Below are 19,663 nucleotides of genomic sequence, written 5' to 3' on the forward strand. Positions count from 1 at the left end.
TGTCCCCAGCCATGCAACGGATACAGCCTGCGGCCCTCCTTGAGGTCCTGCATCCCATCACTTGGTTCGCCCCCATGTGGGCCTTCACCTGCGGCGTGGTGTCGTCGGGACAGCCGTTCCTGTCCAACGCGCTGTTCATCCTGGGCGGCATCATTCTGGCCGGGCCGCTGGTCTGTGCCACCAGTCAGGTGGTCAACGACTGGTACGACCGCCACGTCGATGCCATCAACGAGCCGAATCGCCCGATTCCCTCCGGCCGCATCCCCGGCGCCTGGGGCCTGATCATCGCCATCGCCATGACCCTGCTGTCGCTGGCCTGGGCCTGGATGCTGGGCACCTGGGTGTTCTGGGCTGCCGTGTTCGGGGTGGCGCTGGCCTGGGCCTATTCGATGCCGCCGATCCGCCTGAAGCTGAACGGCTGGTGGGGCAACGGGGCCGTCGGCCTGTGTTATGAAAGCCTGCCCTGGTTCACCGGCGCCGCCGTCATGGTGGGCGGCCTGCCGCATCCGGCGATCATTGCCCTGGCCCTGCTGTACGGCGCCGGCGCCCACGGCATCATGACCCTGAACGACTTCAAGGCCATCGAGGGCGACACCAAGCTCGGCGTGCGCACCCTGCCGGTTCAGTTGGGCGCCGAGCGCGCCGCGCGCGTCTCCTGCTGGGTCATGGCCGTACCGCAAGCGGTGGTGATTGCCATTCTGCTGGGGATGGGGCACCCGTGGCACGCGCTGTTCGTGGGCGTGCTGTTGGCCGTGCAGGGCCTTTTGATGATCCGGTTCCTGAAGGATCCGGTCAAACACGCCCTGTGGTACAGCGGCATCGGCGTTCCCTTCTATGTGTCAGGCATGATGATCAGCGCCTTCGCGTTGCGCTTCGACGCCGGGGTGGCGGGGCTGTCATGAGCGGCGGCGCCCCGGCTCCCGCGTTCATGGGCTGGCTGTTCATCGCCCGGCTGGCGCTGGTTCAGGCTTCGCTGGGCGCGATCATCGTTCTAACGACCTCGACCCTGAACAGGGTCATGGTGGTCGAACTGGCGCTGGCGGCCATGATCCCCGGCGCCCTGGTGACCGTTCGCGAAGGACTCCAGTTCCTGCGCCCGCGCTGGGGCCACGGCTCCGACGTCGGCGGCCGGCGCACACCGTGGATCGTCGGCGGCATGGCACTGCTGGCCCTGGGCGGCATCGGGGCCGGCCTGTCCACCGCCCGGATGGGCACCGACATGACGACCGGCCTGATCGGCGCCGTCGTCTCTTATATCGTCATCGGCATCGGCGTCGGCGCCGCCGGCACCAACCTGCTGGCCCTGCTGGCCAAGCGGGTGGCGCCCGCCCGTCGCGCGGCGGCGGCGACCATCGTCTGGCTGATGATGTTTGTCGGCTTCATCATTTCCGCCGCCGTCGCCGGCGCCTTTCTGGACATCGCCGACTCCGTCGCCGACGGCGGCAGCGGCTATTCGCCCGACCGACTGGTGGTGGTGACCACCGGCGTCTGTATCGTCGCCTTCCTTGTCTCCGCCCTCGCCATGTGGGGCGTGGAAGGCCGACGCGCCCCGGCCCCCGCGCCGGAAGCCCCCCCCGCGACCACGGCGCCCGCGCCCAAGCCCCGCTTCCTGGAGGCCCTGGCAGAGATCTGGCATGAGGACGAGTCGCGCCGACTGGCCATCTTCATCTTCGTATCGATGCTGGCCTACAACATCCAGGATCTGATCCTGGAACCGTTCGCCGGCGCCGTGTTCAGCTACACGGTCGGGGCCTCGACCCAGCTGACCAGTGTACAGCACAGCGGCGCCCTTGCGGGGATGCTGCTGGTCGGCATCCTGGCCAGCGGCTTCGGCGGCGGACGACCGGCGGTCCTGAAGCTGTGGACCATGGGCGGATGCGTCGCCTCCGGCCTGAGCCTGCTGGCCATTGCCGTCTCGGGCCACTTCCCCGAGGTCTGGCCGCTGCGCGTGACCGTGTTCCTGATGGGCGTGGCCAACGGCGCCTTCGCCGTCGCCGCTATCAGCACCATGATGGGCCTGGCCGGGGCCGGTGCGCCCGACCGCGAGGGCATCCGCATGGGTGTCTGGGGCGCGGCCCAGGCCATCGCCTTCGCCCTGGGCGGGTTCCTGGGTACCGTGGCGGTGGACGCCACACGGGCGCTGATGGATACCCCGGCCAACGCCTACGGCGTCGTTTTCGCCGCCGAGGGCCTTCTGTTCGCCTCTTCCGCGCTGCTGGCTGCCCGTGTCGGTGGCGTCGCCGCCCTGTCCCGCCTGCGCGGCGGCTCGGGGGAGGCGACGGCCGATCAAAGCATGCCGGCCCAATAGCGCTTCACCCACCATTGAGGACTGCACGACCATGAGCGGAGACGGGGACGCCATCGAAACCGTGGACGTGGTCGTCGTCGGCGGCGGCCCGGCCGGCGCCACGGCGGCTACGGATCTGGCCCGCAAGGGGCGAAAGGTGGTGATGCTGGACCGCGAGGGCCGCATCAAGCCGTGCGGCGGCGCCATCCCGCCCCGCGCCATGAAGGACTTCGACATTCCCGAAAGCTGCCTTGTCAGCAAGGTCAAGGGCGCGCGGGTCATCTCGCCGTCCGGCCGCATCGTCGACATGCCCATCCTCAGCGGCTATGTCGGCATGGTGGACCGCAAGGACTTCGATCCCTGGCTGCGGACGCGCGCCGCCGAGGCCGGCGCCGACTGGAAGGCGGCCATCTTCGAGGACTTCGAGCGTGACCACGACGGCACGGCGGTCATCGTCTACCGGCCCCAGACGGAGGGGGACAACGCGCCCGTCCGCCGCATCCGCGCCCGCGCCGTCATCGGCGCCGACGGCGCCCGCTCGGCCATCGCCAAGACCCAGGTCCCGGGCGGCGCCACCCGGCCGATGGTGGTGGCCTACCACGAGATCGTCCGCGCGCCGGAGCCGGGCGAGGTGCCCGGCTACGAGCCGGAACGCTGCGACGTCTGGTACGACGGCACCATCTCGCCCGACTTCTACGGCTGGGTCTTTCCGCACGGCGAGACCGTCAGCATCGGCATGGGCACCGAGAAGAAGGGCGTCGACCTGCGCGCCGCGACCAATGATCTGCGCCGACGCACCGGGCTGGACAAGGTGGAGACGCTGCGCCGCGAGGGCGCGCCCATTCCGTTGCGGCCGCTCAAGGTGTGGGACAACGGCAAGGATGTCGTTCTCGCCGGTGACGCCGCCGGGGTCGTGGCCCCGTCCTCAGGCGAGGGAATCTATTACGCCATGGTCGGCGGCCGGCTGGCCGGCGAGGCGGTGGACGCGATGTTGCGCACCGGCGAGTCGTCGCATCTGGCCGACGCCCGCAAGCGCTTCATGAAGGAACACGGCCGCGTCTTCTGGATCCTCGGTTTGCTCCAGGATTTCTGGTATACGAACGACAAGCGACGCGAGCGGTTTGTGTCCATCTGCCAGGATCCCGATGTGCAGCGGCTGACCTGGGAGGCCTACATGAACAAGGCCCTGGTAAAGACCAGTCCGCTCGCGCACGTGCGCATCTTCTTCAAGGATCTGGCCCATCTGCTGGGATTGGTAAAGCCATGACGACGGAAGCAATGGCCCAAGAGGGCAAGAAAATGGGCGGCGGATCGGTCGTGATCCCCTTGCTTGGCATTCTGATCTGGATCGGCGTCGTCGGCGGCGTCGGCAACCAGGTCACGGTTCTGAGTGACTGGTACTACGGGCTTGCCCAGCCCGACTTCAAGCCGCCGGACTGGGCCTTCCCGGCGGGCTGGAGTCTCATCTACCTGTGTACCGCCGCCTCGGCGGTGCTGGCGTGGCAACGCGCCCCGTCCAACGGCGCGCGCGGCACCCTGGTGATGGCGTACATCTTCAGCGCCGGCGCCAACATCCTGTGGAGCTACCTGTTCTTCACGCTGCAGCGGCCGGATTGGGCGCTGGCGGAAGTGCTGGTGCTGTGGCTGTCGGTGCTGACTCTCATCATCGAGACCGCCCGCTGTGACCGGATCGCCGCGTGGTGGCTGATGCCTCACCTCGCATGGGTCAGTTTCGCCGCCCTGCTGAACGCCGGGGTATGGTGGCTGAACGCGCCGTTCACCGGCGTGGCGGCGGGCTAAAGCAAATCCCGAGCGATCCGGAACGAATCGCGACGACGATTTGCTTCAATATCAATTCAATAGAGCGCGTTGCGTGTGTCAGGACTCACGCAACGCGCTCTCGTCAGAGGGTCCGTTGCCAATGGAGACCCTGCGCTGGCTGCACGAGTCCGGGCTCGTGGCCGACCTGATCGTTGCCGTCATCGTGCTGGAGGCCGTCGGGCTGGCCTGGCTTCACCGCCGGCTCGGCCGGGACGGCTGGCCCTGGCACATGGTCCTGGCCCTGATCCCTGGCGCCGCCCTGGTCATGGCCCTGGGGGCCGCCTTGCGCGGCGCCGACTGGACCTGGGTGGGCGCGTGGCTGCTGGTCTCTCTGGTGTTTCACCTCACCGACCTGTGGGTCCGCTGGCGGCGATGACCGGGGTCATCCCGGACAGGAATAGCCCATGGCCCTGTCGCAGACTCCGCACGACAGCCTGTTCCGCGCCCTGCTGGACGACCCGGAGCGGGCCGCGACCCTGATCCGGGAGCGCCTCCCGGCCGAGGTCGTGGCCTGTCTAGCCGACGTCCCACCGGAGCCTGTCGACGGCACCTTCATCGACGATACCCTGCGGTCGACGCGGAGCGACCGGCTGTTCCGGACGCCCCTCAAGTCGGGCGGGCCGGCTTTCCTGTATGTGCTTCTGGAACACAAGAGCACGCCGGACCCGTCGACGCCTTTGCAGTTGCTCGGCTACATGGTGCGCATCTGGGAGGCCTACGCCGAGGGCAGGGCCGGGCGCCTGCGCGCGCTACCGCCGATCTTTCCGCTGGTTGTCTATCACGGCGTGACACCCTGGGCGGTCCCGCCGTCGGCCCTTGACTGCCTTGCCATAGATGACGGCGGCGCCTTGGAGCAGGCCCGGTCGCTACGCTACACGGTGCTTGACCTGGGGCCGATCACGGTCGCCGATCTGTCGCAGGATCGCCTATTGCGCTCCGGCCTGACGGCGCTCAAATATGCCTTCCAGGCCAGCGTAACGGCCGATGTGCTGGAGTCGATCCTGAGCGGCGTTCCCGATGGACACCCTCTCGAGATCCGCCTCATGACCTATATATTGACCGTGCACGATACCAGTCGTGATACAGTCATGGACGCGTTGCGCCGCACGAAACCGGAACGCTGGGAGGCCGTCATGGGCACCGTGGCCGAGGAAATCTTCAACGAAGGCAAGGCCGAGGGCATCGCCAAAGGCAAGGCCGAGGGCATCGCCGAGGGCATCGCCATGGGCAAGGCCCAGGAACAGGCGGTCCTACTCCTGCGTCTGCTGGAACGACGCTTTGGCCCGCTGCCCAGCGCGACGCGGCGGCACATCGCGACCGCATCTCCGGACACGCTGCAATCCTGGTTCGACGCCGCCCTGGACGCCACCACTCTCGACGAGGTGTTCCGGGGAACGCGGCACTGATCCGGTCCCCCGCCGCCACGGCGCTTTTCCTTGAGGACGCGCCGACGACGGTCTATCACCCTGCCATGACCGACGCCGCCACCGCCTCGCTCTTCCGCTACACCTATCTCGCCACCGACGGCGCCGCCCGCCTGGGCCGTGTCGAGACGGCCCACGGCCCCATCGACACGCCCGCCTTTATGCCCGTGGGCACGGCCGGCACAGTCAAGGCCATGCGCCCGGAGCAGGTGGCCGAGACCGGCGCCCAGATCGTGCTGGGCAACACCTATCACCTGATGCTTCGCCCCGGCGCAGAGCGCATCGCCCGCCTGGGCGGCCTGCGCCGGTTCATGAACTGGCCCGGCCCTGTCCTCACCGATTCCGGCGGCTTCCAGGTCATGAGCCTGTCCACCCTGCGCAAGCTCGACGAGGACGGGGTGACCTTCCAGTCGCACATCGACGGCTCGCGCCACCGCCTGACGCCGGAACGATCCATCGAGATCCAGCACCTGCTGGGATCGACCATCACCATGGCCTTCGACGAGTGCACCCCCTACCCCGCCACACGCGACCAAGCCGCCGAGTCCATGCACCTGTCCATGCGCTGGGCGAAACGGTCACGGGCGGCCTTCGAGCAGCGCAACGGATACGCCCTGTTCGGCATCGTGCAGGGGGGCGTGTACGAGGATCTTCGCCGCCAATCGGTGGACGCCCTGACCGACATCGGCTTCGACGGCTACGCCATCGGCGGCCTGGCCGTGGGCGAGCCCCATGACGAGATGCTGCGGGTGCTGGAGAGCGTCACACCCTTGCTGCCGGACGACCGCCCGCGGTACCTGATGGGCGTGGGGCGGCCCCAGGACATCATCGCCGCCGTGGCGCGCGGGGTGGATCTGTTCGACTGCGTCATGCCGACGCGATCGGGACGCACCGCCCAGGCCTTCACCCGACGTGGCACGGTGAACCTGCGCAACGCCCGTCACGCCGACGATTCCCGGCCCCTGGATGAAACCTGCGACTGCCCGTGCTGCCGGGACTATTCCCGCGCCTATCTGCATCATCTGGTCAAGGCCGGCGAGATGCTGGGGCCGATGCTGCTGACGGCGCACAACCTCCAGCATTATCAGGATCTCATGGCCGGCCTTCGCGGCGCCATCGGTGAGGGCCGGTTGACGGCATTCCTTGAAACGCGGGGCTCGGAGTACGCCTCGGGCGATATCCCCCCGTCTGCCTGACCAACCGCGCGGATGCGCCCACGGATCAGCCCCCGGCCTCGCTGGCCTCGCCGTCGCGCCGGTCTTCCTGGCGGCGATCCTGGCCCTTGCGCCGGTCCTGGAATCGGCGGTCGACCCGACGCCGCTCGTCACCCGGCCGGGACGGCTCGGACATCGGTGGCGGGGCAACCGACAGCGCCCGCGCATAGGCCGCCGACGCACGGGTGGAGACCGCCAGTTCGGTCAGAGAGGCGGCCTCTTCGGCCGCCGTCGGCGAGGACAGTGCCCGGTACGCCTCCCGCGTCGCCACCTCAAGACGGTCCAGTCCGTCCATCAGCGCCCTCATGCCGGATCTGAACTGGCGCGCCTCTTCCTCCGGCAGGGCCGTGATGGCCTCGCAGACGGCGGCCACGCGGTGGTCCAGGGAATTCAGGTTCACCAACTGATAATCCGCCGACATACGTTCGGCGGTCACGATCAGGCTGATCACCTGAGTCAGGGCGGCACCAATGCCTTCCGGCGTGGCCGCCACCTCCATGGTCGTCTCAGAACGCCGGCCAGTCATGGTGTCTGGTCCCCTTCACCGGAACCGCGATCATCCGCCCTCGTCCCCGTCGCAGGGACATCCCCGGCAAACACGCTGGCCCACGACGCCAAAGGCGGTGCCACGCGGCACCCATCGCCGCCGCCGGGTCCCTCGGCGAGGCCGGCATTCGCCCGGTAAACATAGGTGAGGATTTCGGCCACGGCGAGCATTGCCTCGACCGGAATCTCACTGTCCACATCGACCGCCGCCAGCACCTGGGCCAGATCCGCATCCTCACGCACCCGAACGCCATGCGCGAACGCAAGCGCGAGGATCTGCTCCGCCATCGCACCCCGCCCACTGGCGAGCACCGTGGGAGCCCGACCGCTCCCCGGCTCATGGCCCAATGCCACGGCAAGCGCGGAAGGATCGGAGTGGGACTGCGGGGGAGGGCGATCCGGCATGGCGCGTCCTGCTTCCAGACTGCGGCGCCGAACCATGTGTCGACGCGTTCGCGAAAGCCGCCGGCGACCGGCGTTCAATGTGGGCGCCTCCCCGACCGGATCACCCTACCCTCGCCCGCTTTACCGAATATTAAAGGCGACGGCGGACAGTGAAGGGAAGGAAGACCGCCCGCCGGACAGCCCCGGCGAACCACCGTCGTGACAGACCGCCACGACCTTTGCCCGGGACCCGAAAAGATGGACCTGACCAATCTGCCGCTGTTTCGCATGGTCCATGCCCGCTTGCAATGGGGCGCCCAAAGGCAACGCGTGCTGGCGCAGAACGTCAGCAACGTCAACACGCCCGGGTATCGTGGCCAGGACGTCCGCGAACCCGACTTCCGCGAGATAATGGCGCGGCAGGACAGCCTGACACAGCATCGCCGGAACCCGGCGGATGTCGGGGCGGTCCGCACCGACCCGAATCACCTTCCGGGAACGCTGCCGGACCCGGACCCGTACAGGGTCAGCGAGCAGAGGCGCTCTTTCGAGACGACACTGGACGACAATAGCGTGGTTCTGGAAGAGCAGATGCGGAAGATAGGCGAGACGAAAAGCCGTTACATGATGGCCGCCAGCCTGTTCGAGCGGAACATGGCTATGCTGAAAACCGCCATCAGGCCGAATCGCTGACCGGCCGTGGTCCCATGGCCCGGGCCGGAACGGCCCTCACACCGGAGGATCGTACCCCATGGACGAACTGAGCAGATCGCAAAACATATCGGTGGCGGGCATGAAGGCCCAGGCCGAGCGCCTGCGAATCGTGGCCCAGAACCTCGCGAACGCCGAGTCCGTGGGGGAGCGTCCGGGCGAACAGCCCTATCGGCGGCAGGTCATCACGTTCCAGAACGCCGTGGACCGGCAGCTCGGCATCGAAACCGTGGAGGTCAATCGTGTGCGACAGGACATGTCGCCCTTTCCCAAGGAGCACGATCCCGACCACCCGGCGGCGGACGCCGACGGATACGTGATGATGCCCAACGTCAATCCCTTGATCGAACTCATGGACCTGCACGAGGCGCAGCGCTCCTACGAGGCCAACATGAACGCCATCAGCGTGGCTCGCGAGATGTCGAAAAAAACCCTTGAGCTGCTGCGCTGAGGGGCCGTCACCGCGTCGATGAACAGGGCGCGCTCCCGCTTATTCAGGATAGACCAGGATGCCGGACATCAATTTCTCCAGTGCCATCGCCGCCTATCGGGCAAGCGCGCGTCATGCCGGGGATATCGTGCCGCACGAAACACATGCGGACAAAGCCGGCGCGGCGGCCGGGCCCGACTCCAACTTCGCCGGCATGGTCAGGGACACCCTGAAGGCGTCGGTCCAGACGCTGGAAGAAGGCGAGCGCATGAGCATGCAGGGCATCGCCGGGCTGGCCGATACCCGGGACGTTGTGTTGGCGGTCAACAGCGCCGAACTGACCCTGCAGACCATGGTGGCGGTACGTGACAAGGTCGTCAGCGCGTACGACACCATCATGCGCATGCCGCTGTGAGGCCGCGCCCACCCGTCGAGACGACCGCCAGGGATCCGAGGACCGTGTGAACCATGGAGGCGACCCAGATCCTTGATGTCGCCCGCGACGGCATCCTGACCATGGTCATCATTGCCGCGCCGGTTCTGCTGGCGGGACTGACCGTGGGCCTGATCATCTCACTGTTCCAGACGCTGACCCAGATTCAGGAAATGACGCTGGTCTTCGTGCCGAAGATCATCATCGTCTATATGGCGGTTTTGATTCTGCTGCCGTTCATGATCCAGCAACTGGTCGAACTGACCGAACGCCTGATGGATCTGGCCATCAGCCTGCCGTGAGCCGCCCCGGCGCGGCGAAACGTGACCGGTCTGCCGTGTGGAACCGAGATTCGGGGGGCCGCTCAAACCGTCGGGACTTTGGCGCGGGGAGGCCGGCACGTGCTTGAGGACCTGATCGCCACGCCGCTGTTCAATCTCATGCTGGTCTTCACCCGGCTGGGATTCGCTTTCATGCTGCTGCCCGGCTTCGGTGCCGCCTATGTCACGCCGCGCGTGCGCCTTGCCTTTGCCTTTCCTCTGTGCCTGATCATCACGCCCTTGGTCGAGCCGGCCCTACCGCCGGAGCCCGAGAACGCCGCCGCCCTGGTCCTGCTGATCACGACCGAAGTCCTGATCGGCACCTTCCTGGCACTGATGGCCCACCTGCTGCAGGCCGCGATGCACTTGGGCGGAACAGCCATCGGATATGCCGGCGGCCTGATGAACGCCCAGGCCTTCGATCCCAACACGACCCAGACCAGTGCCCTGATCCTGACCTTCTTGATGCTGTTGGCGCTCGTCGTGATGTTCGCCATGGACCTGCACCATCTGATCATTCGCGCCCTGGTCGACAGCTACCGGATTTTTCCGCCGGGCCTGCTGCCGCCGACGGGAGACTTCGTGACCCATTCCACGGAGGTCCTGGCGCGGTCCTTCCGCATCGGCTGGCAACTGGCATCCCCCATGGTGATCTTCTCGATCGTGTTCTATGTCGCGATGGGAATCATGGCGCGCCTGATGCCGCAGATGAACGTATTCTTCGTGGGCCTGCCGTTGATCATCCTGATTGGGCTGGGCATGTTGTTCCTGACCCTCCCCGCCATCATGCTGGTCTATCTGTCCTATTTCGAGGAAGGCCTGATCGCCTTCCTGCGTCTGTGACGGCAACGGAAAGTCGCCCCGATGGCCGAAGAAGACAAGGCATCGAAAACAGAAGACCCGACCTCACGACGGCTCGACGAGGCTCGCAAGGAAGGCAACGTGGCCAACTCGCGCGAGGTGGGCAACTTCGCCGTCCTGTTGGGCGCGACGCTGTTCGTGATCGTGCTGCTGCCATGGAGCGCCGAGCGGATCACCCTGGAACTGGCCGGCCTTCTGGGCAAGGCTCATCAACTCCCGTTGGGGCGGGCTGAAATGGCCACCGGCATTTCGACCGTCGTGATGTCCGTTTTCCCCTATATCGCCATCCCGATGGCCATCTTCATGTTCATGGGGGTTATGGCCCAGGTCGGTCAGGTGGGCCTGCTGATCACGACCAAGCCACTCACACCCAAGCTTGACAAAATTTCCCCCATCAAGGGCGTGAAGAAGATATTTTCAATCAAGCAGCTGCTTGAGACCGTGAAAGGCTTGTTCAAGCTGGCCTTCGTGGCCGTGATGACCTATGTTGTGTTGCTGCCGGTTATAGAAACGCCACATCATTTTATTGACCAGGACATGGTCGCCAGCCTTGAAGACTTCCGCGACGCCATCATCGCGCTTCTCGTTGGCGTTCTTTTGTTCATGTCTGTGATCGCTACAATTGATCTTGTCTACACGCGATTCAAACACCACGATGACCTGCGCATGACAAAACAGGAGGTCAAGGACGAGAACAAAACCGCCGAGGGCGACCCCCAGGTCAAGGCCCGCATCCGCAGCCTGCGCGCGGAACGGTCACGCCAGCGCATGATGCAGGCCGTGCCCGAGGCCGACGTGGTGGTCACCAACCCGACTCACTTCGCCGTTGCCCTGAAATACGAGATGGAGACCATGGCCGCGCCGCGCCTGGTCGCCAAGGGACAGGACAGCCTTGCCCTGAGGATTCGCGATGTCGCCGAGGACAACGACGTGCCCGTCGTGGAAAATCCGCCCCTGGCCCGCGCGCTTTATGCCACCGTCGATCTGGACCAAGAGATTCCGCCCGAGCATTATCAGGCGGTGGCCGAGGTGATCGGGTATGTCATGCGTCTCCGGAAAACGCCGTTTCATTAGACTACCGGCCGTGTGGGGTTTGGTGATGGGCACCCTTGTCCTTCTCGGGGCGCTGGTGGCCGACCATCCGGCCGTGCGTGCCGCCCTGCCCGACACGGTGGAAGTGGCCGCGCCGACACTGGCGGGTGTCGGCGTGACCCTGCTGGTTCTGTCGCTGATCGGATTGGCGCGGGTCCTGGCCCAGTCCCAGCGGAACGCCGCCGTCAATCGCGTCCTGATCGAGATGCTCGACGACGAATCGGAAGCCCGACTGGTCCTGGACTGCGACGGAACCGTATTGCTGGCCAACGCCGCCGCGCGCCGTCTGTGGCCAACCCTGGACCCGCCCACCGATCTGCGCGCGCGCCTGTTCGACCCGTTGCGACTGGCCGGGCTGGACGATTTAGCCGAACCGCTCGGCCGACTGGCCGCAGCCAACACGGCGGGATATGGCGAGCACCTGACCCTCGCCCTGCGCCCCTACGACGCGGACGACCCGGAAGCGCCGAACACGCCCGCCCTTCAGGAACCGGAGTGGTGGGACGTCGCGCTACGTCTGGTCCGCCCCGCCGGAAGGACCCCGGACGCCGCCTCATCCGCGACGCGGTGGCCCCGTCTCTGGCTGGCCCGCGACGTCACCGCCCGCCGCGCCATCGACGAGGTTTTGACTCGCGAGCGCGAAAGCCTGTCGGACTTCCTGTACTTCCTGCCGGTGGGGCTGTATTCCGCCGACGCCAACGGCCGCATCCGCTTCGTCAATCAGCGCATGGCCCGGTGGCTGGACCGCGAGCCCGAAGCCCTGCGCGAGGCATCGCTGTCCAAGCTCGTGGATGGCGGGGCACCGCCGATGCTGGACGGGGATTGGCGCGGCGAGGTCCGCTTCGTCTCGGCCAGCGGGCGGCGCTTTTCAGCGCTTGTCAGCCAGGGCTCGCATGATGACGCGGGCGAACTCCTGACCCGCACGGTTGTGATGCGCGATGCCATCGACGCGCCTCCGGCCGCCGTCGGCCAGGATGGTGTCGGGCCGTGGCGCTGGGATCGCATGTTCCGCTGGCTGTTCGACGGCGCCCCCGTGGGCATCGCATTGACCGACCCGGAAGGCCACCTGACGGACTGCAACCATGCGCTCCAGGCGTTGCTCGGACAGCGGCGCGACGACCTTCTCGATCAGTCTCTGGTGGCCCTGGTCGCCGAACCCGACCGGGCGCGCATCACCGAAGCCGTGAACCGCGTGTTGCGGGGCGCCGCCAACGCGGGCGAGCAGATCGATGTCACGCTGGCGCCCGGTCCCGGCCGCCATCAGAGCGACTCTGGCCCCGTCACGGCCGCCCTGTTTCTCGGCCCCATGGGCGGGACGGAAGACGCCGGCCACGGTCCCGAAGAGAACGCGCCGCCCCCCGCACCCCCGGTGGTCGAGGGCATCGTCGCCCACCTGATCGACACCAGCGCGCAACGCAGCCTGGAGCGGCAGTTCGCCCAAGCCCAGAAAATGCAGGCGATGGGTCAGCTCGCCGGGGGCGTGGCCCACGACTTCAACAACCTTCTGACGGCCATGATCGGATACTCCGACCTGCTGCTGCAACGCCACGGCACCGGCGATCCGTCCTTCGCCGACATCATGCAGATCCGCCAGAACGCCAACCGCGCCGCCAATCTGGTCCGTCAGTTGCTGGCGTTTTCCCGGCGCCAACCGCTACAGCCGCGCCGCCTGGATGTCGCCGCCGCCTTGTCGGAACTGTCGCATCTGCTGCGCCGGCTGCTGGGCGAGACCATCCAGTTCCGCCTGCTGCACGGCCGGGACGTGGACCATGTGGTGGCCGACCCGGGCCAGTTCGATCAGGTCATCATCAATCTGGCCGTCAATGCCCGCGATGCCATGCCGGACGGAGGCACCCTGACCATCGCCACCCGCCTGGACGTGGTTGAAAAACCGGTGGAACGGGGTGTGGAGACCATGCCGTCCGGCGAGTACGTGGTCATCGAGATCCGCGACACCGGCAAGGGCATCGATCACGAGCATGTGGCCCGCATCTTCGAGCCCTTCTTCACCACCAAGGGCGGCTCGACCGCCGGCACCGGCCTGGGCCTGTCCACGGTCTACGGCATCCTACGCCAGACCGGCGGTTTCATAGACGTCGAGTCGGCCCCCGGTGAGGGCACGGCGTTCACGATCCGGCTGCCGCGCTGGACCGCCCAGGCCGACGCGGACGGTCACGCCGACTCCGACGGCGCGGGACCGGTTCCGGCGGACACCACGGCGAGCGCCGGGCTGGACGACGCCGAACCCGGCGCGGATCAGCCGCCATCACACGAGGAGATCGAGGATCTGTCCGGCGCCGGCACCATTCTGCTGGTCGAGGATGAGGACCCGGTGCGCGCCTTCGCCGCCCGCGCGCTCCGCAACAAGGGCTATACCGTGCTGGAGGCACGCTCCGGCGAAAGCGCCCTGGACATCCTCGGCGAGCCGCACCCCATCGCCCTGCTCATCACCGACATGGTCATGCCCGGCGTCGATGGCGCCACGCTGGCGCGCACGGCGCGGGAACAACGGCCGGACCTACGGGTGATCATCATCTCCGGGTATTCGGAGGACAGCGCGCGCGGCGATATCCTGGACCAGCCGCGCACCCATTTCCTGCCCAAGCCGTTCAGCCTCAAGCTGCTGGCCGAAACGGTGAAGAGCGTGCTGGCCCGCTGAACGCGGGAGAACGGGGACCGGCCGACGACAGGATTGACGCATCGATCTCGGGATCATTGCAACGAACCGGAGGCGACGAGTCTTCTTTCTGACCCGCCGCTTTCTGACCCGCCGCGCCGCCCCCTCCGAAAGGGTCACCCTTTTCGGACGGCGATACAAAAGCGAACCGGCGGCGCGATCAGGGCGCGCCGCCGGTACCCGGAAAGGTCATGTACGTGGTGTGAGACGAAAGCAACGAGACAACAGACGCGGTGATCGGTGGGTACGCGGTGATCCCGGATGGCGGCGCCGGTTCGATTGGAGGCACGGGCGCGCTGGCAATCCGTGTCAACGGACGCACCGACCTGAGACCGCTCTCGCCGATGACCCGCGACCCCTTTATAGTGCTGAGGTGCCCCTAACGATGCTCCGTCCGCAATATGAAGAATTGTTAATCTGCGCGGATCGCGGATGGCCCGACTCGAAACCGCGCCGCCGCCCCGCCGGGACCAGCGCCCCCCGGACGACCGCATGCGATGCCCCGCCGGTCCAACCTTTCGATGAGATAAGGCGACGCTTTCCAGCCGTGCGCCCCCAGTGTCAATCGCGAATGACATCAGACACGAAAACCAATGTTGACACCCCCATGCCAATGGGGGAAAACTGCTTCCAGTTTGTGGAGATGCAGCGAACGCTCCTGGCGCGCCGAATTCCGTTCATGAGACGGAAATGGCTGACAGACGGCCCTAGGCGGGGCGTTCGTGGTGCGGCGATGGTTCCGCGTCGCGGAGCCATGTCGAGGACAATCCGGGTCGGATTGAGGATCAATCCTTGCTGAGGGGATGACGTAATGGCTGAAAAACCTGCTTCCGCAAAACCGGCTCCGGCCGTGTCGTACGAGAAACTGAACCGGACCGGCCTGACCGACGATGAGGCCAAGGCATTCCACGCGATGTTCCAGCGTGGCGGCCAGATCTTCTTCGCGATCTGCCTGCTGGCGCACTTCCTGCTGTGGTCCTGGATGCCCTGGTATCCTGGCCCGACCGCCGGCTGATTGCGCCGGGGCTGTCAGGCCGTGACCGGCCACAGCCGTTGAGACGAAAACACCGGATTCCGGAGACTGCAGATGCTTCCGAATTGCCTGAAAAAAGACGAGAAGATCGAGGTGCCCAACTTCTTCAATGAAGACTGGCGCTTCTGGCAGATCGTGAAGCCGATTGAAGGCCTCACCGTGACCTTCGTCGGCCTGACCGTGCTGGGCATCGTCCTGCACCTCGCCATCCTGTTCGGCAGCGAGCGTTACGCCACCGCCTGGATGGGTTGATGACGACTCGACCCGGCGCGCGGGGAGGCTGACCCCGCCGCGCCCGGTCGATTCGGAGATACTCCTGTCTGCCTCGACGATACCGCCCGGTGGCGAAACGCCACGTCGGGCGGTGTCGCGTTTCTGGGACCGCGTTTGTGGAGACGCATTTACGGGGACTCGTCTGGAGCGGACGCCCCGGCGCCCGACCACAGCCGCCGGCCCTCGCCGGCCGCCACCGTCTCCACCCGCGCCCGGCCATCCCGCAGCCACAACGCATGCACGCCGCCCTGGAACAGCGCCGCCCGGTCCGCCACCAGGCCGGGACCCTCGCATCCCGCCCCCAACGGCAACGGGCTGATGACCACATCGGCCCGCGCGCAGTCCTCCCCCAGCGCCGCCCGATGCCAGGCCAGGGCCACCACGACCCCGCCGGCCCGCAGCACGCACCCGCGCGGATCACAGCGCAGCCGGCCGTCCGCCGCCGCAGCGCCCGGCGCCGGCCACGACTCGGCGCTCTCGCCCCCCAGGCGCGCCACCCAGACGGCGCGGGCGAACCCGTCCGCCCGCCCGGGGGAGAGAATCAGGCCGCCGTCCGCGCCCCGGACCGCCAGCACGCGACCGTCGTCATTGATGACCAGGTCCGGCAGCGGCTGCGTCCAAGGACTGGCCAGCCCGGCGACCAGCCCCGCGACTCCCACAAGCCGCCACGGCCGCCGCCACAGGCACAGCCACAACCCGCCGCCGGCGACCGCCACCAGCCCCCACGCCGGCATCGCCGGCACCCAGCGGCTCGCCCCGTCCCAGCCGGCCACCCAGGCGGCAGACCTCGCCACCGCGTCAAGTCCCCAGCCCAGCGGCGCCAGCGCCATTCCCTCCAGCCCCAGCGGCAGCAGCAGCAGACTCGCCAGCAGCCACGGCATGACCCACAGCCCCATCACCGGCACCGCCAGCATGTTGGCCGCCAGCCCGAAAACGGCCACGCGGTTGAAGTGAAAGGCGGCGAAGGGCATCGTCGCCGCGCCGGCCACCAGACTCGTCAGCAGCACGCCCGCCAGATACAGCAGCACCACGCGCCCCAGGCGATCCGGCCACGCCCCGTCGGATCGCCGCCGGGTGGCAAGTCGCGGCGCCGCCAGTTCCCAGGTGGCTACCAGGGCCAGCACGGCCGCGAAGGACATCTGGAACGACGGGCCCAGCAGGGCCTGAGGCTGCGCCAACAGCACGGCCACGGCGGCCCAGGCCACCAGCCGGGGCGAGATCGCCACCCGATTCACGAGCACCGCGACCAGCACGAGTCCGGTCATGAGAAAGGCCCGCTGGGTGGGCACCGTGGCCCCGGCCAGCATCAGATAGACGGCGGTCCCCGCCAGGGCGAGCAGGGCGCACGGCTTTTTCAGATCCCAGCGCGCCGCCAGCGCCGGCACCCCGGCCAGCACCGCCCGCCCGCCGACGAACAGCAGGCCGGCGATCATCGACATGTGCAGGCCCGAGATCGCCAGCAGGTGGGCCAGCCCGGCGATGCGGAAATTCTCCAGAACGGTCTCGGGCACGCCGCCCCGCTCGCCCGTGGCCAGCGCGGCGGCGAGCGCCCCGGTCTCGCCCGGCAGCCCGGATCGCAGCCGCGCCGCCACCTCCAGACGCACCCGCTCGCGCACGGCGGCCAGTCGCTGGAGCCATGTCAGCGCCGGGGCGAGGGCGACCGGTGCCCAATCGCCGACCGCGAAGCCGACCCCGCCCAGACGCTCGAACCAGGCTCGGCGCGGAAAGGAATAAGCCCCAGGCGCCGACGGACGCGGCGGCGGCGACAGGATGGCGCGGGTCCGAATCCACGCCCCCGGCGTGGGCGGCGGGCCGCGCGTCTGGGTCACGCGCACCCGGGCCGGGGTCCTGTCGGGGGGCAGGCCGGCCAGCGACACGTCGGCCAGGGTGACGCGGTGGCCGTGCGGACGGGACTCGACCAACACGACCCGCCCGGTGGTCTGGACCGGCCCGAGTCGCTCGGTCAGCACGGGCGCGGCGACACCGTGGGCGCGCTCCTGGGCGACAACGAAGCCGATAGCCAGCGCCACCAGGGCGGCCAACAGGGCGCTGATCCACACCGCGCGCCGCGCCACCAGCACCAGCAGAAGCACCCCGCCGGCCAGCACGGCGCCAGTCAGGCGCGGCGGCTCCTCCGGAAGGGCGAAATAGGCGGCGATCCCCGTCCCCAGCGCCACCGGGAGCCACAACGGCCAGCGCGTCCGCTCCGCCTCCAGCGTGGCGGCGAGCCCCTGCAACGGCGCCGCCCATGCGGGCGCGCCGGTCCATGGCACGGCGACGGCGCGGGACGGCCTGTGCGGCCGGCGGGGAATCATGGGCGCGCGCCCTTTTGTCGCGAAACACGGGCGACAGTATAGCATGACGGATCAGGGGGGCGAGACCTGCGGTCCTCATCGTGCTGGAGGGAGGACGCGCGGCGCCGCGCGGCACCAGTAAATAAATTCGGGTGTATTAGAAGTCGTTTTCACATTAATAAAAAAGCGAATTGCTGACCAAACCAATGGCCAGCAACTCCTATCAACGAGCTCTGCTCAGAACCGCAGGCTTTTCATCAGCCAAGCTTGAGATTGACCGCCGAGGATTTGCCTCGCCGACTATCAACCTCGACATCGTAGCTAACGACCTGACCATCGGCCAAACCATCGAGCCCCGCACGCTCAAGGGCGCTGATATGCACGAACACATCGGGGCCTCCCCCATCCGGGGCAATGAAACCGTAACCTTTGGCGCTGTTAAACCATTTGACCGAACCGGTATCCATGTCGGTCTCTCCTTCTTGCTGTCATAGAAAGTTTGCTCTGGGGGTTTCCCGGAGGCGGGGTGGCGCCCGCACGCGTCATCCTGCCGCGGCAGGCGTTCAGCGGGCGACCCCTGCGACCGCCGGACCGGATGTCCGCCGGCGTTTTCGCCGTCTTGGGCCGGATGGCCCGGGGCTGTCGGAGCGGTGTCCCCGCACCGATGGCGGTGACGGAGAGGCCGGGGACGGACGGACATCATGCCCATGGCCCCCGGGATCATTGATTGACGACCCGATCAGGCGTTCGATGTCCCGCAACAGGCCCTGTTCCGTGGGATCGCACAGCGAAATCGCGGTTCCAGACTTGCCCGCTCGCGCGGTGCGGCCGATGCGGTGCACATAGGCCTCCGGCACGTTGGGCAGGTCGAAGTTGATCACGTGGGAGACATCGGGGACATCGATGCCCCGCGCCGCGATGTCGGTCGCCACGAGAATGGCCACCTGCCCGCCCCGGAATTCAGCCAAGGCCTTGGTTCGCTGGGGCTGGCTCCTGTTGCCGTGAATGGCCATGGCCGACAGGCCAGCCTGTTCCAGATGCCGGGTCACCCGGTCGGCGCCCCGCTTCGTTCGGGTGAACACGATCGTCCGCCCGACCTGATGGCGGCCAAGAACATCCACGAGCACATCCCGCTTGCTCACGGCCGCGACGTGCATCACGGACTGGTCAATGGTTTCGATGGGCCGCGCCGCCGGAGCGACCGACACCTCGGCCGGATCGTTCAGGAACTCGGACGCCAGGATCCGGATGGCTTTCGGCATGGTGGCGGATAGCAGCATCGTCTGCCGACGCTTGGGCACCGCCTTCATGATGCGCCGGATGGCCGGCAGGAAGCCAAGGTCGAGCATATGGTCGGCCTCGTCGAGCACCACCGTGCCCGCCCCATCCAGCCGGACGGCGCCGCTGTCCAGGTGATCAATCAGGCGTCCCGGCGTCGCGACGATGATGTCGACCCCTCGCGCCAGGGCACGCACCTGCGGGCCGGGCTTGGCGCCGCCGATGACCACGGTTGAAGTGATGGAGAGGTCGCGGCCATAGGCGCGGATGGTGGCGCTGACCTGCGCCGCCAGTTCCCGGGTCGGCACGAGAATCAGGGCACGGCAGCCCCCGGGCGCCGCGCGCGCCGAAGCCCGGGCAAAACGGTCCAGCAGCGGCAGGACAAAGGCCGCCGTCTTGCCGGTTCCGGTTTGCGCAATGCCAAGAACGTCTCGCCCGGACAGGGCGAGGGGAATGGCGCGCGACTGGATGGGGGTGGGGTGGATGTGGCCTTCGGCTGCAATGGCACGAAGGAGAGGCTCGGCGAGGCCGAGGTCAGTGAACTGGATCAATCGGACGCTTTCGTTGGCCAGAACGCGACGGAGG

21 protein-coding genes are annotated in these 19,663 nt (G+C 67.6%); 16 read left to right on the forward strand and 5 right to left on the reverse strand.

The annotated features are described in order from the left end of the window. Nucleotides 1-11 precede the first annotated feature (11 nt). From chlG to tgt, 7 genes are all read left to right on the forward strand, one after another. Nucleotides 12-902 carry a chlorophyll synthase ChlG gene (gene chlG, locus BLS85_RS05590; protein WP_092783477.1) on the forward strand — a complete coding sequence of 297 codons (891 nt, stop codon included), beginning with the start codon at nucleotides 12-14 and terminating at the stop codon, nucleotides 900-902. After that, on the forward strand, nucleotides 899-2,308 hold the full coding sequence (locus BLS85_RS05595) for a BCD family MFS transporter (RefSeq protein WP_092783480.1): 1,410 nt from the start codon (nucleotides 899-901) through the stop codon (nucleotides 2,306-2,308). The genes chlG and BLS85_RS05595 overlap by 4 nt, the downstream gene beginning before the upstream one ends. 31 nt (nucleotides 2,309-2,339) lie before the next feature. Next, the gene (locus BLS85_RS05600; RefSeq protein ID WP_092783483.1) at nucleotides 2,340-3,554 is read left to right on the forward strand and encodes a geranylgeranyl diphosphate reductase; all 1,215 of its coding nucleotides are present in this window, start codon (nucleotides 2,340-2,342) and stop codon (nucleotides 3,552-3,554) included. Further along, the gene (locus tag BLS85_RS05605; RefSeq protein ID WP_092783486.1) at nucleotides 3,551-4,087 is read left to right on the forward strand and encodes a TspO/MBR family protein; all 537 of its coding nucleotides are present in this window, start codon (nucleotides 3,551-3,553) and stop codon (nucleotides 4,085-4,087) included. Before BLS85_RS05600 ends, BLS85_RS05605 begins: the two co-directional genes overlap by 4 nt. Before the next feature lie 121 nt (nucleotides 4,088-4,208). Further along, nucleotides 4,209-4,484, forward strand: coding sequence for a hypothetical protein (locus tag BLS85_RS05610; RefSeq protein WP_092783489.1), 276 nt, complete (start codon nucleotides 4,209-4,211; stop codon nucleotides 4,482-4,484). A gap of 28 nt (nucleotides 4,485-4,512) precedes the next feature. Then, on the forward strand, nucleotides 4,513-5,514 hold the full coding sequence (locus tag BLS85_RS05615) for an Rpn family recombination-promoting nuclease/putative transposase (RefSeq protein WP_092783492.1): 1,002 nt from the start codon (nucleotides 4,513-4,515) through the stop codon (nucleotides 5,512-5,514). A 65-nt stretch (nucleotides 5,515-5,579) separates the two neighbouring features. Continuing rightward, nucleotides 5,580-6,728 carry a tRNA guanosine(34) transglycosylase Tgt gene (gene tgt, locus BLS85_RS05620; protein ID WP_092783495.1) on the forward strand — a complete coding sequence of 383 codons (1,149 nt, stop codon included), beginning with the start codon at nucleotides 5,580-5,582 and terminating at the stop codon, nucleotides 6,726-6,728. A gap of 25 nt (nucleotides 6,729-6,753) precedes the next feature. Here tgt and BLS85_RS05625 read toward each other — a convergent pair whose 3' ends face one another. Both BLS85_RS05625 and BLS85_RS19765 read right to left on the reverse strand, forming a co-directional pair. Next, nucleotides 6,754-7,272, reverse strand: a complete 519-nt coding sequence (locus BLS85_RS05625) for a hypothetical protein (RefSeq protein ID WP_143027097.1) — start codon at nucleotides 7,270-7,272, stop codon at nucleotides 6,754-6,756. After that, a complete protein-coding gene (locus BLS85_RS19765; RefSeq protein ID WP_425438466.1) occupies nucleotides 7,269-7,733 on the reverse strand; it encodes an EscU/YscU/HrcU family type III secretion system export apparatus switch protein in 465 nt (154 codons plus the stop codon). Before BLS85_RS19765 ends, BLS85_RS05625 begins: the two co-directional genes overlap by 4 nt. A 201-nt stretch (nucleotides 7,734-7,934) precedes the next feature. Here BLS85_RS19765 and BLS85_RS05635 point away from each other — a divergent pair, with 201 nt between their 5' ends. From BLS85_RS05635 to BLS85_RS05675, 9 genes are all read left to right on the forward strand, one after another. After that, entirely contained in the window at nucleotides 7,935-8,369 is a 435-nt protein-coding gene (locus BLS85_RS05635; RefSeq protein WP_092783522.1) for a flagellar basal body rod protein FlgB, read from the forward strand. Between the two features lie 58 nt (nucleotides 8,370-8,427). Beyond that, complete coding sequence (gene flgC / locus BLS85_RS05640) at nucleotides 8,428-8,838, forward strand: flagellar basal body rod protein FlgC (RefSeq protein WP_092783525.1); 411 nt, start codon at nucleotides 8,428-8,430, stop codon at nucleotides 8,836-8,838. A 58-nt stretch (nucleotides 8,839-8,896) separates the two neighbouring features. After that, nucleotides 8,897-9,232 (forward strand): flagellar hook-basal body complex protein FliE, encoded by a 336-nt coding sequence (gene fliE / locus BLS85_RS05645; RefSeq protein ID WP_092783528.1) that lies wholly within the window; start codon nucleotides 8,897-8,899, stop codon nucleotides 9,230-9,232. A 53-nt stretch (nucleotides 9,233-9,285) separates the two neighbouring features. Further along, nucleotides 9,286-9,552, forward strand: a complete 267-nt coding sequence (locus BLS85_RS05650) for a flagellar biosynthetic protein FliQ (RefSeq protein WP_092783531.1) — start codon at nucleotides 9,286-9,288, stop codon at nucleotides 9,550-9,552. A 99-nt stretch (nucleotides 9,553-9,651) separates the two neighbouring features. After that, nucleotides 9,652-10,413 (forward strand): flagellar biosynthetic protein FliR, encoded by a 762-nt coding sequence (gene fliR, locus BLS85_RS05655; protein WP_245699095.1) that lies wholly within the window; start codon nucleotides 9,652-9,654, stop codon nucleotides 10,411-10,413. A gap of 21 nt (nucleotides 10,414-10,434) precedes the next feature. Continuing rightward, a complete protein-coding gene (gene flhB, locus BLS85_RS05660) occupies nucleotides 10,435-11,505 on the forward strand; it encodes a flagellar biosynthesis protein FlhB (RefSeq protein WP_092783534.1) in 1,071 nt (356 codons plus the stop codon). A gap of 25 nt (nucleotides 11,506-11,530) precedes the next feature. Beyond that, nucleotides 11,531-14,182, forward strand: a complete 2,652-nt coding sequence (locus BLS85_RS05665; protein ID WP_245699096.1) for a PAS domain-containing hybrid sensor histidine kinase/response regulator — start codon at nucleotides 11,531-11,533, stop codon at nucleotides 14,180-14,182. 829 nt (nucleotides 14,183-15,011) lie between these two features. Then, nucleotides 15,012-15,215: a light-harvesting protein gene (locus BLS85_RS05670; RefSeq protein WP_092783537.1), complete on the forward strand. Its 204-nt coding sequence runs from the start codon at nucleotides 15,012-15,014 to the stop codon at nucleotides 15,213-15,215. A 72-nt stretch (nucleotides 15,216-15,287) separates the two neighbouring features. Then, nucleotides 15,288-15,485 (forward strand): light-harvesting protein, encoded by a 198-nt coding sequence (locus tag BLS85_RS05675; RefSeq protein WP_092783540.1) that lies wholly within the window; start codon nucleotides 15,288-15,290, stop codon nucleotides 15,483-15,485. Nucleotides 15,486-15,634: 149 nt separating this feature from the next. Here BLS85_RS05675 and BLS85_RS05680 read toward each other — a convergent pair whose 3' ends face one another. From BLS85_RS05680 to BLS85_RS05690, 3 genes are all read right to left on the reverse strand, one after another. Beyond that, nucleotides 15,635-17,821, reverse strand: coding sequence for a ComEC/Rec2 family competence protein (locus BLS85_RS05680; RefSeq protein WP_176793405.1), 2,187 nt, complete (start codon nucleotides 17,819-17,821; stop codon nucleotides 15,635-15,637). Nucleotides 17,822-18,057: 236 nt separating this feature from the next. Next, nucleotides 18,058-18,267 (reverse strand): cold-shock protein, encoded by a 210-nt coding sequence (locus tag BLS85_RS05685; RefSeq protein WP_092783545.1) that lies wholly within the window; start codon nucleotides 18,265-18,267, stop codon nucleotides 18,058-18,060. A 96-nt stretch (nucleotides 18,268-18,363) separates the two neighbouring features. Next, complete coding sequence (locus tag BLS85_RS05690; RefSeq protein ID WP_092783548.1) at nucleotides 18,364-19,629, reverse strand: DEAD/DEAH box helicase; 1,266 nt, start codon at nucleotides 19,627-19,629, stop codon at nucleotides 18,364-18,366. Nucleotides 19,630-19,663: the final 34 nt, after the last annotated feature.

Origin of the sequence: Rhodospira trueperi (genome assembly GCF_900101965.1) — a bacterium.
Classification (GTDB): Bacteria; Pseudomonadota; Alphaproteobacteria; order Rhodospirillales; family Rhodospirillaceae; genus Rhodospira; species Rhodospira trueperi.

Coding starts and splice junctions, on each gene's coding strand:
- BLS85_RS05600 (WP_092783483.1), top strand. CDS start 2,340: ATGAGCGGAGACGGGGACGCCATCGAAACCGTGGACGTGGTCGTCGTC.
- fliE (WP_092783528.1), top strand. CDS start 8,897: ATGCCGGACATCAATTTCTCCAGTGCCATCGCCGCCTATCGGGCAAGC.
- BLS85_RS19765 (WP_425438466.1), bottom strand. CDS start 7,733: ATGGTTCGGCGCCGCAGTCTGGAAGCAGGACGCGCCATGCCGGATCGC.
- flgC (WP_092783525.1), top strand. CDS start 8,428: ATGGACGAACTGAGCAGATCGCAAAACATATCGGTGGCGGGCATGAAG.
- BLS85_RS05650 (WP_092783531.1), top strand. CDS start 9,286: ATGGAGGCGACCCAGATCCTTGATGTCGCCCGCGACGGCATCCTGACC.
- chlG (WP_092783477.1), top strand. CDS start 12: ATGCAACGGATACAGCCTGCGGCCCTCCTTGAGGTCCTGCATCCCATC.
- BLS85_RS05605 (WP_092783486.1), top strand. CDS start 3,551: ATGACGACGGAAGCAATGGCCCAAGAGGGCAAGAAAATGGGCGGCGGA.
- BLS85_RS05595 (WP_092783480.1), top strand. CDS start 899: ATGAGCGGCGGCGCCCCGGCTCCCGCGTTCATGGGCTGGCTGTTCATC.
- BLS85_RS05680 (WP_176793405.1), bottom strand. CDS start 17,821: ATGATTCCCCGCCGGCCGCACAGGCCGTCCCGCGCCGTCGCCGTGCCA.
- flhB (WP_092783534.1), top strand. CDS start 10,435: ATGGCCGAAGAAGACAAGGCATCGAAAACAGAAGACCCGACCTCACGA.
- BLS85_RS05615 (WP_092783492.1), top strand. CDS start 4,513: ATGGCCCTGTCGCAGACTCCGCACGACAGCCTGTTCCGCGCCCTGCTG.
- BLS85_RS05625 (WP_143027097.1), bottom strand. CDS start 7,272: ATGACTGGCCGGCGTTCTGAGACGACCATGGAGGTGGCGGCCACGCCG.
- tgt (WP_092783495.1), top strand. CDS start 5,580: ATGACCGACGCCGCCACCGCCTCGCTCTTCCGCTACACCTATCTCGCC.
- BLS85_RS05635 (WP_092783522.1), top strand. CDS start 7,935: ATGGACCTGACCAATCTGCCGCTGTTTCGCATGGTCCATGCCCGCTTG.
- BLS85_RS05670 (WP_092783537.1), top strand. CDS start 15,012: ATGGCTGAAAAACCTGCTTCCGCAAAACCGGCTCCGGCCGTGTCGTAC.
- BLS85_RS05675 (WP_092783540.1), top strand. CDS start 15,288: ATGCTTCCGAATTGCCTGAAAAAAGACGAGAAGATCGAGGTGCCCAAC.
- BLS85_RS05610 (WP_092783489.1), top strand. CDS start 4,209: ATGGAGACCCTGCGCTGGCTGCACGAGTCCGGGCTCGTGGCCGACCTG.
- BLS85_RS05665 (WP_245699096.1), top strand. CDS start 11,531: ATGGGCACCCTTGTCCTTCTCGGGGCGCTGGTGGCCGACCATCCGGCC.
- BLS85_RS05685 (WP_092783545.1), bottom strand. CDS start 18,267: ATGGATACCGGTTCGGTCAAATGGTTTAACAGCGCCAAAGGTTACGGT.